General features: G+C 61.9%; 14 protein-coding genes and 1 pseudogene. 1 reads left to right on the forward strand and 14 read right to left on the reverse strand.

All coding sequences use genetic code 11. The annotated features are described in order from the left end of the window. Nucleotides 1-113 precede the first annotated feature (113 nt). Nucleotides 114-752 (forward strand): transcriptional repressor LexA, encoded by a 639-nt coding sequence (gene lexA / locus BLS51_RS06750; protein ID WP_090176187.1) that lies wholly within the window; start codon nt 114-116, stop codon nt 750-752. Nucleotides 753-767: 15 nt separating this feature from the next. Here the strand turns inward: lexA and BLS51_RS06755 are convergent, their stop codons facing one another. From BLS51_RS06755 to asd, 14 genes and pseudogenes are all read right to left on the reverse strand, one after another. Beyond that, the gene (locus BLS51_RS06755) at nt 768-2,012 is read right to left on the reverse strand and encodes a cystathionine gamma-synthase family protein (RefSeq protein WP_090176185.1); all 1,245 of its coding nucleotides are present in this window, start codon (nt 2,010-2,012) and stop codon (nt 768-770) included. A 2-nt stretch (nt 2,013-2,014) separates the two neighbouring features. Then, a complete protein-coding gene (gene purF / locus BLS51_RS06760; RefSeq protein ID WP_090176181.1) occupies nt 2,015-3,541 on the reverse strand; it encodes an amidophosphoribosyltransferase in 1,527 nt (508 codons plus the stop codon). A 38-nt stretch (nt 3,542-3,579) separates the two neighbouring features. Further along, nucleotides 3,580-4,068 (reverse strand): CvpA family protein, encoded by a 489-nt coding sequence (locus BLS51_RS06765; protein ID WP_090176178.1) that lies wholly within the window; start codon nt 4,066-4,068, stop codon nt 3,580-3,582. A gap of 1 nt (nt 4,069) precedes the next feature. Beyond that, nucleotides 4,070-5,071, reverse strand: a complete 1,002-nt coding sequence (locus tag BLS51_RS06770; protein ID WP_090176175.1) for an SPOR domain-containing protein — start codon at nt 5,069-5,071, stop codon at nt 4,070-4,072. Between the two features lie 22 nt (nt 5,072-5,093). After that, nucleotides 5,094-6,383 carry a bifunctional tetrahydrofolate synthase/dihydrofolate synthase gene (folC, locus tag BLS51_RS06775; protein ID WP_090176171.1) on the reverse strand — a complete coding sequence of 430 codons (1,290 nt, stop codon included), beginning with the start codon at nt 6,381-6,383 and terminating at the stop codon, nt 5,094-5,096. Between the two features lie 80 nt (nt 6,384-6,463). Next, nucleotides 6,464-7,336, reverse strand: coding sequence for an acetyl-CoA carboxylase, carboxyltransferase subunit beta (gene accD, locus BLS51_RS06780; protein ID WP_090176168.1), 873 nt, complete (start codon nt 7,334-7,336; stop codon nt 6,464-6,466). 77 nt (nt 7,337-7,413) lie between these two features. Next, complete coding sequence (locus BLS51_RS06785; RefSeq protein WP_090176163.1) at nt 7,414-7,677, reverse strand: hypothetical protein; 264 nt, start codon at nt 7,675-7,677, stop codon at nt 7,414-7,416. Nucleotides 7,678-7,681: 4 nt separating this feature from the next. Then, nucleotides 7,682-7,816: pseudogene (locus BLS51_RS30610) on the reverse strand (BrnT family toxin); the annotation flags it as partial. A gap of 207 nt (nt 7,817-8,023) precedes the next feature. Beyond that, complete coding sequence (gene trpA / locus BLS51_RS06795) at nt 8,024-8,821, reverse strand: tryptophan synthase subunit alpha (RefSeq protein ID WP_090176159.1); 798 nt, start codon at nt 8,819-8,821, stop codon at nt 8,024-8,026. Between the two features lie 11 nt (nt 8,822-8,832). Further along, on the reverse strand, nt 8,833-10,053 hold the full coding sequence (trpB, locus tag BLS51_RS06800) for a tryptophan synthase subunit beta (RefSeq protein ID WP_090176155.1): 1,221 nt from the start codon (nt 10,051-10,053) through the stop codon (nt 8,833-8,835). After that, nucleotides 10,013-10,732, reverse strand: a complete 720-nt coding sequence (locus BLS51_RS06805; protein WP_090176150.1) for a phosphoribosylanthranilate isomerase — start codon at nt 10,730-10,732, stop codon at nt 10,013-10,015. Before BLS51_RS06805 ends, trpB begins: the two co-directional genes overlap by 41 nt. A gap of 3 nt (nt 10,733-10,735) precedes the next feature. Then, entirely contained in the window at nt 10,736-11,539 is an 804-nt protein-coding gene (gene truA / locus BLS51_RS06810; RefSeq protein ID WP_090180481.1) for a tRNA pseudouridine(38-40) synthase TruA, read from the reverse strand. A 51-nt stretch (nt 11,540-11,590) separates the two neighbouring features. Further along, complete coding sequence (locus BLS51_RS06815; RefSeq protein WP_304529048.1) at nt 11,591-14,188, reverse strand: motility hub landmark protein FimV; 2,598 nt, start codon at nt 14,186-14,188, stop codon at nt 11,591-11,593. A 196-nt stretch (nt 14,189-14,384) separates the two neighbouring features. Beyond that, a complete protein-coding gene (gene asd, locus BLS51_RS06820) occupies nt 14,385-15,512 on the reverse strand; it encodes an aspartate-semialdehyde dehydrogenase (protein WP_090176140.1) in 1,128 nt (375 codons plus the stop codon). Nucleotides 15,513-15,524 lie beyond the last annotated feature (12 nt).

The following is a 15,524-nucleotide window of genomic DNA, read 5'->3' on the forward strand; positions in this document are numbered from 1 at the left end:
ACCGTGCAGCAACTTTTTTCACTTTATTTCGCTGAAAGCAATAAATTCCCTTGCATTGCCGGCCATACTGTACAAAAATACAGACTGTCTATATCCACAGGCTACTGACCACAATGCTCAAGCTCACTGCACGCCAGGAACAAATCCTGAATCTGATCAAGGACGCGATCGAAAACACCGGCTTCCCGCCGACCCGCGCCGAGATCGCCAACGAACTGGGCTTCAAGTCCGCCAACGCGGCCGAGGAACACTTGCAGGCGCTGGCGCGCAAGGGCGCGATTGAAATCGCCGCTGGCACGTCGCGCGGCATCCGCCTGTTGGGCACGCACGCCGAACCGTCCACGCCGAAAGTACCGGCCGCGCTGATGATGTCGCTGCCGCTGATCGGCCGCGTCGCCGCCGGCTCGCCGATTCTGGCGCAGGAAAACCTGGAAACCAGCTACAGCGTCGATCCGGCGATGTTTGCCGCCAAGCCGGACTACCTGCTGAAAGTACGCGGCGAATCGATGCGCGACGCCGGCATCATGGACGGCGACCTGCTGGCGGTGAAAAAGGTGGATAGCGCCAAGAATGGCCAGATCGTCGTGGCCCGCATCGGCAGCGAAGTGACGGTCAAGCGTTATCGCAAGACCGGCGCCACCATTGAACTGCTGCCGGAGAATCCGGACTTCAACATCATCAAGGTTGATCCTGAAGCGGATGAATTTGCGCTGGAAGGTTTGGCGGTAGGCCTGATGCGCACCTGGCACTAAGCCTACCGTAGTGACTTAGCAGCCTTCGAGGGCGGTGCAGAAGTCGTCCAGCAGATCGTCGGTGTCTTCGATGCCGACCGATACGCGTATCAGCGACTCGGCGATGCCCATCGAAGCACGGCGTTCCGCGCCCATCTCGTAGAAGATGGTGTGCGCGACTGGAATGATCAGGGTGCGGTTGTCGCCCAGGTTCGACGCCGGAATCGCCAGCTTCAGGCGATTCAGGAAGTCGAAGCAGTCCAGTCCATCCTTCAGCTCAAAGCTCAGCAGCGAACCATGGGCGCGGAACAGTTCCGCGCTGATGTGATGCTGCGGGTGCGACTTCAGGCCCGGGTAGTAGACAGCGGCCACCCGTTCATCTTTCTCCAGCAACTCGGCCAGCGCCAGCGCGTTGGCGGTGGTGCGCTGCATGCGCAGCGCCAGCGTTTCGGCGCCAACCGCGATGTGGTGGGCGGCGTCCGGTGCCAGTGACGAGCCGAAGTCGCGCAGCGCCTTGGCACGGATCTGCGCCAGCCCCCATTGCAGCGGCGCGGCCTTCTTGTAGTTCTCGTAGATGTTCGGGAACTGCTTCCAGTCATAGGCGCCGGTATCGGTGATGCTGCCACCGAGTGCGTTGCCGTGGCCGCCGATGGACTTGGTCAGCGCATTGACCACCAGACCGGCGTGCACCGACTTCGGCTGGAACAGATACGGCGTGGTCATCGTGTTGTCGACCACGTACAGGATGCCGCGTGCCTTGCACAGCTCGCCGATGCGTTTCAGGTCCGCCACTTGCGTGCGCGGATTGGCGATGGTTTCCACGAACACCACGCGAGTGGCGTCGGTGATCGCCGCTTCGACGTTGGCGACATCGGTGGCGTCGACGAAGGACACGCCGATGCCCTGGCTCATGGCGGTCTGCCACAAGCTGTTGGTGTTACCAAACAGGAAGGCCGACGACACCACGTGATCGCCGGCGCGCAGCAGCGCCTGCACCACGGCACCGATCGCACCCATGCCGGTGGCGAAGCAGATCGTGCCAACGCCCTGCTCCATCTTGTTGACCTTCTCTTCCAGCGCCGAGATGGTCGGATTGCCCTGGCGGCCATAGCGGAAACCCGGCTCCTTGCCCTGGAATACCGACGCCAGCTGGCGCGCATCGGCGTAGCCGAAGGCCACCGACGTATGAATCGGCTTGTGCAGCGAACCGTGCTCGATGCCCTTCTGGCGATCGCCGTGCAAAATGGTGGTGGTGAAACCGTAGTGCTTTTTTTCGCTCATGGTTACGCTTCGCTGGCGGCCAGGTTCAGGTTCAGTTGCGAACGGCCGGCGTCTTCCGGCGCGGCTGCCTTGGTCGGGTGATGACGCTCGTATTCCAGCTTGTCCAGATACTCGCGGGTGACGTCGCCGGTCACATACACGCCGTCGAAGCACGACGCTTCAAAGTTGGTCAGCGCCGGATTGACGTCCGAGATCGCACGTTTCAGCGCGTCGATATCCTGGTAGACCAGCGCATCGGCGGTGATTTCGCGGCATACTTCTTCCACGGTGCGGCCGTGGGCGATCAGCTCGTCCCGGGTCGGCATGTCGATGCCGTACACGTTCGGGTAGATCACCGGTGGCGCCGCCGACGCGAAGATCACCTTGGTGGCGCCGGAGTCGCGCGCCATCTGCACGATCTCGCGGCTGGTGGTGCCGCGCACGATGGAGTCATCCACCAGCAGCACGACCTTGCCCTTGAATTCATCTGGAATCGCGTTCAGCTTCTGGCGCACGGATTTCTTGCGCGCGGCCTGGCCCGGCATGATGAAGGTACGGCCGATGTAGCGGTTCTTGATGAAGCCTTCGCGGTACTCGACGTTCAGCGCCAGCGCCAGCTGGATCGCCGCCGGACGCGACGAATCCGGAATCGGCATCACCACGTCGATCTTCATGTCCTTCAGTTCGCGCTTGATCTTCTCGGCCAGGTACTCGCCCATTTTCAGGCGGGTGGCGTACACCGAGGCGCCGTCGATCACCGAGTCCGGACGCGCCAGGTAGACGAATTCAAACACGCATGGATTCAGCGACGGGTTGTCGGCGCACTGGCGCGAATGCAGCTGCTTGTCGTTGTCGATGAACACCGCTTCGCCCGGCGCGATGTCGCGCACGAAGCGGAAGCCCATGCCTTCCAGCGCCACCGATTCCGAAGCGATCAGGTATTCGACGCCATCGGCACTTTCATTGATACCCAGGCACAGCGGGCGAATGCCGAACGGATCGCGGAACGCCAGCAGACCAACACCGGCAATCTGCGCCACGGCGGCGTAACCGCCACGTACCCGGCGATGCAGCACGGTGACCGCGTTGAAGATGGTGTTGGCGTCGATCGAGATGCCCACCGTGGCTTTTTCAATTTCGTGCGCCAGTACGTTCAGCAACACTTCCGAATCGGAGTCGGTGTTGATGTGGCGGCGGTCGTTCTCGAACATCTCTTTTTTGAGCTGTTCCCAGTTGGTCAGATTGCCGTTGTGCGCCAGCGTGATGCCGAACGGCGCGTTGACGTAGAACGGCTGCGCTTCTTCCTCGCTGGACGAGCCGGCGGTTGGATAGCGGCAGTGGCCGATACCGGAATTGCCTTGCAGCGTACGCATGTTACGGGTGCGGAAAACGTCGCGCACCAGGCCGTTGGCCTTGTGCATGGCGAACATGCTGCTGTGATTGGTCGCGATACCTGCCGCATCCTGGCCGCGATGTTGCAACAGCAACAAGGCGTCATACAGCATTTGGTTGACAGGTTGATGGGAAACGACGCCGACAATGCCACACATGATGGTGCTCCTGGACAGGTACTACAGATTTAAAGAATTCAAAAATTCACGTGCTGCGCCAATGCAGCGGGAAGATAGGGCTTGGCCATGCGCACGCCGTCCTCGGCGTAATGGCTCAACATCGCATGCTTCCACAAATCCTGTTGCGGCAGCGAGGTCATCCCACTCAAGATGACGGCTGCCAGCACAATTACAAGCCCGCGCGCCACGCCGAACACGGCGCCCAGCAGGCGATCAATAAAACTCAGGCCGCCGGCGTCCAGCAAGGCGTCCAGCGCCAGCGACAGCAGGCCCATTAAAATCCGCGCGCCGATAAACAGTGCGATAAAGGCAATGATCAGCCGCAGCACTTCGCCCGGCACCGCCTCCGGCAACATCTGCGACAGCGGCACGGCATAGGCATTGGCCACGATGAAGGCGATAATCCAGCTCAGCACCGACAGCACTTCCTTGACCAGTCCGCGCACCAGTCCGATGATGACCGAGGTGACCATGACAAAGATCACCAGGTAGTCGAAGACCGTCACGTCAGACAGTTTCCAGGCGGCCTTCCAGGCCCATGCTGCTCAACTTGGCCTTCACCTTCTCGGCCTCTTCCTTGCTGCTGAACGGCCCAACGCGCACGCGGGTGATGCCCGACGCAGTTTTCTGTGTGAAGGAGCTGATGCCGCCGGTTTTCAGCTTGGCACGCAATTCATCCACCTTGGCCTGATCGCTCAGCGCGGCCACCTGCAGCACGAACTTTTCGGCCGACGGCGCGGCGGCCGGTTTGCCTTCCAGGATGGCCAGCGCACGCGCATCCTCGTTCTTGGCGGCCGGTTTCGGTTCCGCCGGCTTTTCAGCGGCCTTGGCCTTGGCGTCGGCCAGCTTGCGCTCGGCTTCCTGTTTTTCGGCTTTCAGCTTTGCTTCGGCTTTGGCCTCGGCCAGCTTGCGTTCCTGTTCCTGTTTGTGCTCGGCGTCCTGGCGGGCCTTCAGCTCGCGTTCGGCCTTGGCGTCTGCCTTGGCCTTCGCCTCGGCTTCCGCCCTGGCGTCGGCTTTGCTGGTGTCGACGGCGGCAACCACCGGCGCGGCGGCGGCCGGCGATGGCGCTTGTGCCGGCTTGGCGGCCGGCTTTACGTCTTCGACGATCTCTTCGCGGCTGTCCAGCGCGGCGTTGGCGGCTACCGTTGCAGCGGACGAAGGCGCAGGCGCAGGTGCGGCGTCAGCCAATGGCTTGTCCTTGGCTGGAATCTTGATTTCGATATCGGACGATAGCGGTTTTGGCTCGGAATCGAGCAGCATCGGCAGGCCGACAGCGACGCCCAGCGCCAGCATGATGGCGCCAACCAGACGGCGACGTGCGCGTTTCTTTTCCGGCAATACCGGATCGTCATCTTCGCGGTCGCGCGTGCGGCGCTTCGGACCGTCAGCCGATGAGGCGCGCTTGGAGCGGGCGCGCTCCGTCATCGCCTGATCATCTGCGCTGGTGTAATAGCCGCTGTCTTGACCAGCGTCTTGCTTGTTTTTGCCAGATTTCGAGAACAAGCCCATGCGTGATTTCAGTCCTGTGCGTTCAGTGGAGTGAGGATTTTCGGGCCGCCATGACACCGGCGACGGTCAGGAAAGATCCAAAGACCACAATTCTATCATCCTCCCCGGCCCGGCTGATGGCATTTGCGTACGCGGCGGCAGGATCGTCGAACACGTTGATGGTGCGTTCGTCGCGTTCCGGCTGTACCAGCTGCACCTTGGCGGCGAGTTCCGACGCACTGGCCGAGCGTGGCGATGGCAGCGTCGCCAGGCACCAGTGGTCGACGTGTTCGGACATGGCGGCGATGACGCCGTCGATATCCTTGTCATGCATCGAGCCGAACACCGCGTAGGTGTAGCGGTGGAAGCCCATATTGCCGAGATTCTGGTTCAGCGCGGCGGCGGCGTGCGGGTTGTGGGCGACGTCGAGGATGATGGTCGGGCGGCCCGGCAGCACCTGGAAGCGGCCCGGCAGTTCCACCGTCACCAGGCCGGTGCGCACTTCCTGTGCGCCGACCGGCAGTTCCAGTTTCAGTGCCTCCAGCGCGGCCAGCGCGGCGCAGGCGTTGAGAATCTGGTTGGCGCCGCGCAGGCTTGGGTAAGCCAGCGAATTGCGGCGCTGGTTGCGGCCGCCGTAGCTCCATTGCTGCTTGTCGCCGGAGTAATTGAAATCGCGCCCCATCAGCCACAGGTCGGCGCCGATGGCTTCGGCATGGTCGATCAGCGCTTGCGGCGGCACCGGATCGGAGCAGATCGCGGTTTTGCCGGCGCGGAAGATGCCGGCCTTCTCGTAGCCGATCTTCTCGCGCGTGTCGCCCAGGTAGTCGGTGTGGTCGATATCGACGCTGGTGACGATGGAGACGTCTGCATCGATGATGTTGACCGCGTCCAGGCGGCCGCCCAGGCCGACTTCCAGGATCACCACATCCATGCCGGATTGCGACAGCAGCATCATGATGGCCAGCGTGGTGAATTCGAAGTAGGTCAGCGAGGTGTCGCCGCGCGCCGCTTCGACTGCGTTGAAGGCTTGCACCAGCGTCTCGTCGCTGGCCATGTCGCCGTTGATGCGGGCGCGTTCGTTGAAGTCGAGGAAGTGCGGCTTGATGTACAGGCCGACCTTGTAGCCGGCGCGCATCAGGATCGATTCCAGCATGGCGCAGGTCGAACCCTTGCCATTGGTGCCAGCCACCATGATGACCGGGCAGCTGAAACTCAGCTGCAGGCGTTCCTTGACGGCGAGCACGCGGTCCAGGCCCATGTTGATGACGGTTTCGGCGTGGCGCGATTCAAGCAGCGCAAGCCAGGCGGGCAAAGTAGTTGGGAGGTTCGACATGATTGACTTCTGAAATGAAAACGGCGCGCAGGCCGGATGATATCCGATTGCGCGCCGTCGCGTGTAGCGGTGGCTCGAACTTAAGCCAGCACTTCCACTGGCTGATTTTGCAACAGTGCCAGCAGACGGGCGATTTCTTCGCGCATCTTGCGGCGATCGACGATCATGTCGACGGCGCCCTTCTGCACCAGGAACTCGGCGCGCTGGAAGCCTTCCGGCAGTTTCTCGCGCACGGTGTTCTCGATCACGCGCGGGCCGGCGAAGCCGATCAGCGCCTTCGGTTCGGCGATCACCACGTCGCCCATGAAGGCGAACGAAGCGGAGACGCCGCCCATGGTCGGGTCGGTCAGCACGCTGATGAAGGGCAGTTTCTTGTCCGACAACTTGGTCAGCATGGCGGTGGTTTTTGCCATCTGCATCAGCGACAGCAGGCCCTCCTGCATGCGGGCGCCGCCGGTGGCGGTGATGCAAATGAATGGCACTTTCTGTTCCAGCGCGACCTGGGCGCCGCGCACGAAGCGCTCGCCGACCACGGAGCCCATCGAGCCGCCCATGAATTCGAATTCGAAGCACGCCACCACGACTGGCAGGCTCATGATCGAGCCGCCCATGACGATCAGCGCGTCGGTTTCGCCGGTGGCTTCCATGGCCTGCTTCAGGCGGTCCGGGTATTTCTTGCTATCTTTAAACTTCAGCGTATCGACTGGCAGCGTATCCATGCCAATTTCATAACGGCCGCCGGCGTCGAACAGGCTGTCGAGGCGTTCGCGGGCGCGGATGCGCATATGGTGGTCGCATTTCGGGCAGACGTGCAGGTTCGACTCCAGGTCGGTGCGGTACAGCACGGCTTCGCACGACGGGCATTTGACCCACAGGCCTTCCGGCATGGTCTTGCGGGCGCCGGCGTCGGAACGCTGGATACGTGGGGGCAGCAGTTTTTCCAACCAACTCATAAATTCTCCTTGCAGCTTACTCGTGGCCCGAAGTGTAGCCGTTTCTCGCCCCCCTGTCGAACTTTAGAGGAAATCCACTAGCCCTCCAGAGGGAGCTTCCCCTCTGCCTCCAGCGATTTCCTCAAGGCCTCACGTTCTTCCAGGGTGAGAATGCCAAGATTGGCTTTATAACCAGATCCAGCCATGTGGCGAAGGTACATGCTGATCATATCCTGCGCCGGCAAACCATATGGTCTGCCCAGCTCTTCAAAGTACTCAATCGAGCGAAAATCCAGCCTGAAGGTAATTTCCTCGCTAAGTTGCTCGAAGTACGGACTTGGTTGCCACGCATGTTTGCTCATGTGATTACCTCTCGAAATAATCCATTTCATCCACCGGATCAGCTTGATTCGCAGAAATAATGCGAATCACATCGCGCCGGTAACAGTGGCACACCAAAAGCAGGCGGCCCCGATCACTGCGGCCCAACTGAATAAATCTGTCTTCATAGTCGAATGAGCGGTATCGAAGCGCAGCTGTCCACGCGGATCGTCAAAAGCCGTAGAAGCCTCATCAAAGCTTACGCCGTGCTTGCGCAGGTTAGCTTTTGGCTTTGCGGGTATCCCAGGTGAAGCGCACGACTGCTCCCTTTCAACATAGCGGGTACTTAACTATGTATCAAGGTGAGCAGTCGGGATTTGATGGACGTCAGGCGTCGAGGGCGGTGCGGATGGTGGTGGTGAAGGCTTGCACGGCGGCGACGGCGCCGTCTTTGCCGGCGGTTTCGATTTCCTGGATGATGCGGCTGCCGATGACGACGGCGTCCGCCACCTCGGCCACGGCACGCGCGGTGGCGCCGTCGCGGATGCCGAAGCCTACGCCAACCGGCAACTTCACATGCTTGCGGATGGCTTGCAGGCGATTGGCCACATCCACCACATCGATATTGCCGGCGCCCGTCACACCTTTCAGCGAGACGTAGTAGCTGAAGCCGCCCCCCACCTTGGCCACCTGCTCGATGCGCTGTTCGGTCGAGGTCGGCGCCAGCAGGAAGATCAGGTCCAGCTCGGCCGCGCGCATGGCGGCGGCGAACGCTTCACACTCTTCCGGCGGATAGTCAACCACAATCGCCCCATCCGCGCCCACCGCCACCGATCGGGCGATGAACTCGGCGGTGCCGATGCGCTCGATCGGATTGGCATAGCCCATCAGCACCACCGGCGTGGTCTGGTTGGTCTTGCGGAACTCGGCCACATAAGCAAACACGTCCTTGATGCCGACGCCATTCGCCAGCGCACGTTCGCAGGCGCGCTGGATCACCGGGCCTTCGGCCATCGGATCGGAAAACGGCACGCCCAGCTCGATGATATCGGCGCCGCCTGCCACCAGGGCATGCATCAGCGGCACGGTCGATTCACGGCCTGGATCGCCGGCGGTGATGAAAGTAACGAGCGCGGTCTTGTTTTGCGCTTTCAAAGCGCTGAAGGTTGCTGCGATGTTGGACATTGTCGGTTTCCTTAGTTGAAGTTCAGACCCATACGTTCAGCCACCGTATGCATGTCCTTGTCACCACGGCCCGACAGGTTGGCCAATACAATCTTATCCTTCGGCAGCGTGGCTGCCAGCTTGGCCGCATAGGCCAGGGCGTGCGACGACTCCAGCGCCGGAATGATGCCTTCAATATGGCAGCAATCGTGGAAGGCTTGCAGCGCTTCCTCGTCAGTAATCGATACATACTCGGCACGGCCGCTATCCTTCAGATACGCATGCTCCGGCCCGACGCCCGGATAATCCAGGCCGGCCGATACCGAGTGCGTCTCGATGATCTGGCCGTTTTCATCCTGCAGCAGATAGGTGCGGTTACCGTGCAACACGCCCGGATAGCCCTTGGTCAGCGAAGCCGCGTGCTTGTCGCCATCCAGTCCCTCGCCTGCCGCTTCCACGCCGACCAGGCGCGTGCCGGTTTCGTCGATGTACGGATAGAAAATACCCATGGCATTCGAGCCGCCACCGATGCACGCCACCACATAATCCGGCTGGCGGCCGGTCATTTCCGGCATCTGCACCAGACACTCCTCGCCGATCACCGACTGGAAGTCGCGCACCAGCATTGGATACGGATGCGGACCGGCCACGGTGCCGATGATGTAGAAGGTGTTTTCAATATTGGTGACCCAGTCGCGCATCGCTTCATTCAGCGCATCTTTCAAGGTCTTGGAGCCGGACTCCACCGGTACCACCGTCGCACCGAGCAGCTTCATGCGGTAGACGTTCTGGGCCTGGCGCTTGACGTCTTCGCTGCCCATGTACACCACGCACTCCAGGCCGAAGCGCGCGCAGATGGTGGCCGTGGCTACGCCGTGCTGGCCGGCGCCGGTCTCGGCGATGATGCGCGGCTTGCCCATGCGCTTGGCCAACAAGGCCTGGCCGATGACGTTGTTGATCTTGTGCGCGCCGGTATGGTTCAGGTCTTCGCGCTTGAAGTAGATCTGCGCGCCGCCGGCCAGTTCGGACCAGCGCTTGGCATGATAAATCGGCGACGGACGGCCGACGAAGTGCTTCAGCTCGTAGCGGAACTCTTCGAGGAACTCGGGGTCTTTGCTGTACTTCGCATAGGCTTCGTTCAGCTCGGCCAGCGCATAAGTCAGGGTTTCGGCGACGAAACTGCCGCCGTAGGGGCCAAAGTGACCTTTGGCGTCAGGAAGTTGGTAATCCTTGGCGTGAAACAGAGGTTTCATGATGATTCAGGCTTTCTAAAATGGCATCTCCGGCCCGCACCGCCGCGACAAAGTCGGCGATCTTGCGGGCATCCTTGATCCCCTTGGCCGCCTCGACACCAGAGCTGATGTCGACAGCGTAGGGGCGTACACCTGCCACCGCGTCAGTCGCGTTGTGTACGCTCAAGCCACCACTTAAAACGACCCGAGGCGCGAGATCTTTTGGAATGAGAGACCAATCAAAACCCTTTCCTGCGCCACCGTAGGCGTCCACATAGGTATCCAGCAACAGGCTGGTGAACAAGGGACTGGCGGCGCGGTTTGCCTGTTCGTATTCTAGCAGTTCATCCGGGCGGGTGTCAGGTTTGACGCGGAACACCTTCATGAACTGTCGTCCGGCCGCTGCGGCGATGGCAGCAGCCTGCCCGACCGTTTCATCGCCATGCAATTGTATTAACGATACCGGCGCCGTACTTACCACCGCCGCCACTTCTTCCGGCGTGTGATTGACGAACAAGCCGACGGCGGTGATAAACGGCGGCACGCTGCGTATCAATTCGGCGGCGCGTTCCGGCGTCACGTAGCGCGGGCTTTTCGGATAGAACACGAAACCGATCGCATCCGCGCCGGCAGCCACCACCGCTTGCACGTCTTCTTCGCGGGTCAGGCCGCAGATCTTGATACGGGTGCGCATGTTCATCCTTTAAAACCAGGGCAGCTGGTCGCTGGCTTCCTGCGGCAGCGCCCATTTTTCATCGTAATCGATTTTGGCCAGGTACAGGCCGTCCGGCATGAAGGTGGGCGCGGCGATCTGGCGGTTCTTCGCCGCCAGCAGCTCGCCCATCCAGCTGACCTCCTCGCGCCCCTGGCCGATGTAGACCAGCGAACCGACCAGGTTGCGCACCATGTGGTGCAGGAAGGCATTGGCCTTCAGCGTGAAGATGATCAGGTCGCCCTGGCGACGGATCTGGATGTCGTGCATCAGCTTGACCGGCGACTTGGCCTGACAATGGGCGGCACGAAAAGCCGTGAAATCCTGCATGCCAATCAGCGGCTTGACCGCTTCCTGCATGCGCTCCACATCCAGCGGGTGATGATAGAAACCGGCGCGGCCATTCAGCAGCGGCGAGCGCGTCTGATTGTTGTACAGCACATAGTGATAGGTGCGCGCCTGCGCGCTAAAACGGGCATGGAAGAAGTTGTCGACCGTCGGATCGCCGTCCAGTTCCTTGACCCAGCGCACGCCGATCGATGGCGGCAGGAAGGCGTTGATGCCGCGCACCCAGGCGTGCGGCAAGCGGTTCAGCTCGGTATCGAAGTGCACCACCTGCTCGGAGGCGTGGACGCCGGCATCGGTGCGGCCGGCGCAGGTGGTGGCCAGCGGCACGGTGGCAAATTCCAGGATGGCCTGCTCCAGCTTGTCCTGCACGGTGAGGCCGTGGTCCTGCTTCTGGTAGCCGTGCCAGGCCTGGCCGTCGTACTGGAGCCCGATTGCGATCCGTTTCAAATTGCTGCCCAATCTAAATGTCTGAGTCAGCCATTATATAACGGCGGGGCTTTATCCCAGCTGGGCCTTCATGGCGTTGGCCTTGGCCACCTGCTCGTCGTTACCGCCGCGCAGCACCTCGTCCAGCAGTTCGCGCGCACCTTCCTTGTCGCCGATTTCCTGATAGGCGACCGCCAGGTCCAGCTTGGTGTCCATTTCCATGTGCATGGCCGACAGCGGTTCGTTGCTGCCGCCAGCAGGCGCTGCCGGTGTGGTGTCGCCGCCCAGGTTGCCCAGGTCCAGATCGATGCCGGACAGGTCGAATTCCTGGCTGGCCGGCGCCGGCGTGATGGTCTCCACATCGGCCGGCAGGTCCAGATTGGTGTCGAAGTCCAGCGGATCGGCTGGTGCTTTCGGTGTTTCGGTGAAGGCTTGCACTGGCGGAATATCGAAGCCGGCCAGGTCCAGATCGAGCGGATCAGTATTGGCGGCTGGCAGCGAATCGGCGGCCGGCGCCGCTGCTGGCAGATCGAGGCCGAAGTCCATGCTCATGTCGTCAGCCGGTGCCGGGGCTGGTGTTTCAGCCGATGGCGCCGGGGTAGTCTCGAAGTTCAGGCCACCCAGATCGAAGTCCATGAGGTTGCCTTCGGCAGCCACGGAAGCCGGCGACACGCTGGCATCGGCCGCTTGCGGCAGCGCGGTTTCCAGGTCGGCGCCGCCAAAGCTAGCGTCAAAGTCGGCGCTGCCAGCGGCTGGTGCGGTATCCTGGCTCAGGTCCAGATCCATCGGCGACAGCGCAGGCGCCGATTCAGGCTCGGTGGCGAAGGTATCGCCAAATTGATCTTCCTCCGGCAGCGTCGCAGCGACGGCAGCAGCAGCGACAGCGGCGGTGGCGACTGGCGCAGTGGCAAAGCCGTCATTCTGGCCAGCGTTGTACAGCGGATTGGCCGGGTCCAGTGAACGGCCCATGGTGGCGGCCTGCTCCCACTCTTCGCCATCGCCACGGGTCAGCGAATACAGTTCCGAAGCCTGGGTTTCAAACGCGCGCGCATCTTTGCGCGCCAGGTAGATTTCCAGCAGCTTCAGGCGCACGGCGTGGCGTTCCGGATGGGTGCGCAGTGCTTCTTTCAGGATTTCTTCCGCCTGGGCGTCGCGGCCGTAGGCGATGTAGACGTCGGCTTCTGCCACCGGATCAACTTCATTGGTGTCCAGCTGGCTGGCCGACGGCGCGAAGTTCGAATTGAACACGCTGTTGTTGGTGTCGACGCTCTGGCCACCCGGTTCAGCGATCAGCGGCTGCGGCGACGGCTCGGCCACCTCGCCCAGGATCGACGGTTCCTCTGGCGGCACGGTAAATTTGTTGCGGCGGCGCGAAGCGGCGATACCCAACGCCCCCGCCAGGACAGCCGCCACGGCCAGGCCGATGTAGGTCAGGTTGTCCATGATGGTTTCGAACAGGCTCGGCTCGGCGATGCGTTTCGGCGGCAGCACCATTTTCTTCGGCTTCTGCTCGGCCGCCGCTTCGGCGGGTGGCGATGCAACAGCCGCAGCCGAGGCGGCAGGCGCCTTGACGTCAGCGGCGGTCTTGCTCTTCACGGCCATCAGCTTTTCGAGGTCGTTGACGTTCTTTTCCAGTTCCTTGACGCGCGCTGCAGCTTCATCCACCTGCTTTTGCTTGGCGATCTTGTCTTCATCCGCCGCCACGCCGGTCTTGCCGGCTTGCGGCTTATCGGTGGTGGCTTTGGACAGCGTCAGCTTGTCCTTGGCGGTGTTGGCGGCGTTTGGTTTCTCTTCCACCTTGGCAGTGATTTTGCCGGACACATTCTGCGTCGGATCGGCTTCCTTGGCCGGCGTGCTGGCGGCTACCTGGCCGGCCAGCTTGGCGCGGTAGGCGTTGAAGTCGACCGCGTGGGCAACCACCACGCTGCGCGCCTCGCCCTCACCGCCGACGGCGCGGATCTGCTCGGCATCCGGCACCGACAGGATCTGGCCCGATTTCAGGCGATTCATGTTCTTGCCGCTGAAGGCTTCCGGATTGGCGCGGTACAGGGCGACCAGCATGGTGTCCAGCGAAACGTCGACCGGCTTGACCTGGTTGGCGATGCGAGTCAGGTTGTCGCCCTGCTTGACGGTGTATTCGGTGGCAGCCACCTTCGGCGCCGGCGCTGCCGGACGTGCCGGCGCGGCTGCCTGTGCCGCTGGCGGGGCTGGCGTCGCAGCCGGCTGGGCCGGGCGACTGGCAACATCCACCGGCGCCGTCACTTGCGGCGCCTGCGTCGCGCGCAGGTCAGGCGGGTCCAGCAGGAAGGTGTATTCGCGCACCATGCGGCCGCCGGTCCAGCTCAGTTCCAGCAGCATGTCGACAAACGGTTCGTTGATGGTCTGGCTGGAGCTCACCTTGATGATCTGGCGGCCATTGCGCTGCTCCACGTCGAAGCGCAGCGACATCAGCGCCGGATTGAAGTCGATATTGGCGCTGCGGTAGGCTTCCGGCGGCGCCAGCTTGGCGACCAGCGCGCTGGCCTCTTCCGGCGTCACGGCGGTCAGCTCGATTTCGGCCCGCAGCGGCTGTCCCAGCGCCGACAGCACGGTCAGCTTGCCTAGCCCCGCTGCATGGGCCGTGGCGGCCATCAGCACCGCGCTGGCAACTGCGCTGGTGAGAGTCTTCAACGCAAACGAAACAAGGCGGGGACGATTTTGTACTGGCATAGTGGGACGTTTTTTATGGTTGTCAGTAGGAAAATGTTACTTTCCCAGATATGTCAACATAACATCATGCTTTTGACTCTGCAAGTTTAAACGACAAAAAGGGGTTTTCCCTATGAGAACACATAGGAAAAACCCCTTCAGTTGTAGCGATGGAGGCTTACTTGTCCAGCACGATGCGCAGCATGCGGCGCAGCGGTTCGGCCGCGCCCCACAGCAACTGGTCGCCCACGGTGAAGGCCGACAGGTAATCCGGACCCATTTCCAGCTTGCGCAGGCGGCCGACCGGGATGGTCAGGCTGCCGGTCACGGCGGCTGGCGACAGGTCTTTCACCGATGCCTCGCGGGTGTTCGGCACGACCTTGGCCCACTGGTTGGCCGAGGCGATGATGTCGGTGATTTCGTCCAGCGGCACATCCTTGTTCAGCTTGATCGTCAGTGCCTGCGAGTGGCAACGCATGGCGCCGATACGCACGCACAGGCCGTCCACTGGAATCGCTTTCGAGCCGAAGTCCGCGCCCAAGCCGAGGATCTTGTTGGTTTCGGCGCCGGCTTTCCACTCTTCCTTCGACTGGCCGTTGCCCAGATCCTTGTCGATCCACGGGATCAGGTTGCCGGCCAGCGGCACGCCGAACTGCCTGGTTTCGTCCGCCGACAGGCCGTGCTGGGTGGCCAGCACCTGACGGTCGATTTCCAGGATGGCCGAGGCAGGATCGTCCAGCAGCGGCTTGACGGCGCCGTTGATGGTGCCGAACTGGGTCAGCAGTTCGCGCATGTGCTGCGCGCCGCCGCCCGAGGCCGCCTGATAGGTCATCGACGTCATCCACTCGACCAGGCCTTGCTGGAACAGGCCGCCCAGGCCGATCAGCATGCACGATACGGTGCAGTTACCGCCGATGAAGTTCTTCACGCCCTTCGACAGCGCGTCCTTGATGACGTGCATATTGACCGGGTCCAGCACGATGACCGCATCTTTTTCCATGCGCAGCGTCGACGCAGCGTCGATCCAGTAGCCGTTCCAGCCGGCGGCGCGCAGTTTCGGGAACACCTCGGTGGTGTAATCGCCGCCCTGGCACGAGATGATGATCTCGCACTTTTTCAGTTCGTCGATGTCGGTGGCGCTTTTCAGCTTGGTTTCGTTCTTGGCCATCGCCGGCGCGTTGCCGCCCGGATTCGATGTGGTGAAGAACACTGGCTCGATATGGGCGAAATCGCCCTCTTCCTGCATACGTTGCATCAGGACCGAACCCACCATACCGCGCCAACCTACCAGACCTACGAGTTTCATTTGCTTTCCTTT

The organism is Duganella sp. OV510, assembly GCF_900100205.1.
In the GTDB taxonomy this organism is placed as follows: domain Bacteria; phylum Pseudomonadota; class Gammaproteobacteria; order Burkholderiales; family Burkholderiaceae_D; genus Rugamonas.

What these genes read in the sequence shown, in the direction of transcription:
- BLS51_RS06805 (WP_090176150.1), bottom strand. Translation starts at nt 10,732, where the DNA reads ATGAACATGCGCACCCGTATCAAGATCTGCGGCCTGACCCGCGAAGAA.
- accD (WP_090176168.1), bottom strand. Translation starts at nt 7,336, where the DNA reads ATGAGTTGGTTGGAAAAACTGCTGCCCCCACGTATCCAGCGTTCCGAC.
- folC (WP_090176171.1), bottom strand. Translation starts at nt 6,383, where the DNA reads ATGTCGAACCTCCCAACTACTTTGCCCGCCTGGCTTGCGCTGCTTGAA.
- BLS51_RS06785 (WP_090176163.1), bottom strand. Translation starts at nt 7,677, where the DNA reads ATGAGCAAACATGCGTGGCAACCAAGTCCGTACTTCGAGCAACTTAGC.
- BLS51_RS06755 (WP_090176185.1), bottom strand. Translation starts at nt 2,012, where the DNA reads ATGAGCGAAAAAAAGCACTACGGTTTCACCACCACCATTTTGCACGGC.
- trpB (WP_090176155.1), bottom strand. Translation starts at nt 10,053, where the DNA reads ATGAAACCTCTGTTTCACGCCAAGGATTACCAACTTCCTGACGCCAAA.
- lexA (WP_090176187.1), top strand. Translation starts at nt 114, where the DNA reads ATGCTCAAGCTCACTGCACGCCAGGAACAAATCCTGAATCTGATCAAG.
- trpA (WP_090176159.1), bottom strand. Translation starts at nt 8,821, where the DNA reads ATGTCCAACATCGCAGCAACCTTCAGCGCTTTGAAAGCGCAAAACAAG.
- BLS51_RS06770 (WP_090176175.1), bottom strand. Translation starts at nt 5,071, where the DNA reads ATGGGCTTGTTCTCGAAATCTGGCAAAAACAAGCAAGACGCTGGTCAA.
- purF (WP_090176181.1), bottom strand. Translation starts at nt 3,541, where the DNA reads ATGTGTGGCATTGTCGGCGTCGTTTCCCATCAACCTGTCAACCAAATG.
- asd (WP_090176140.1), bottom strand. Translation starts at nt 15,512, where the DNA reads ATGAAACTCGTAGGTCTGGTAGGTTGGCGCGGTATGGTGGGTTCGGTC.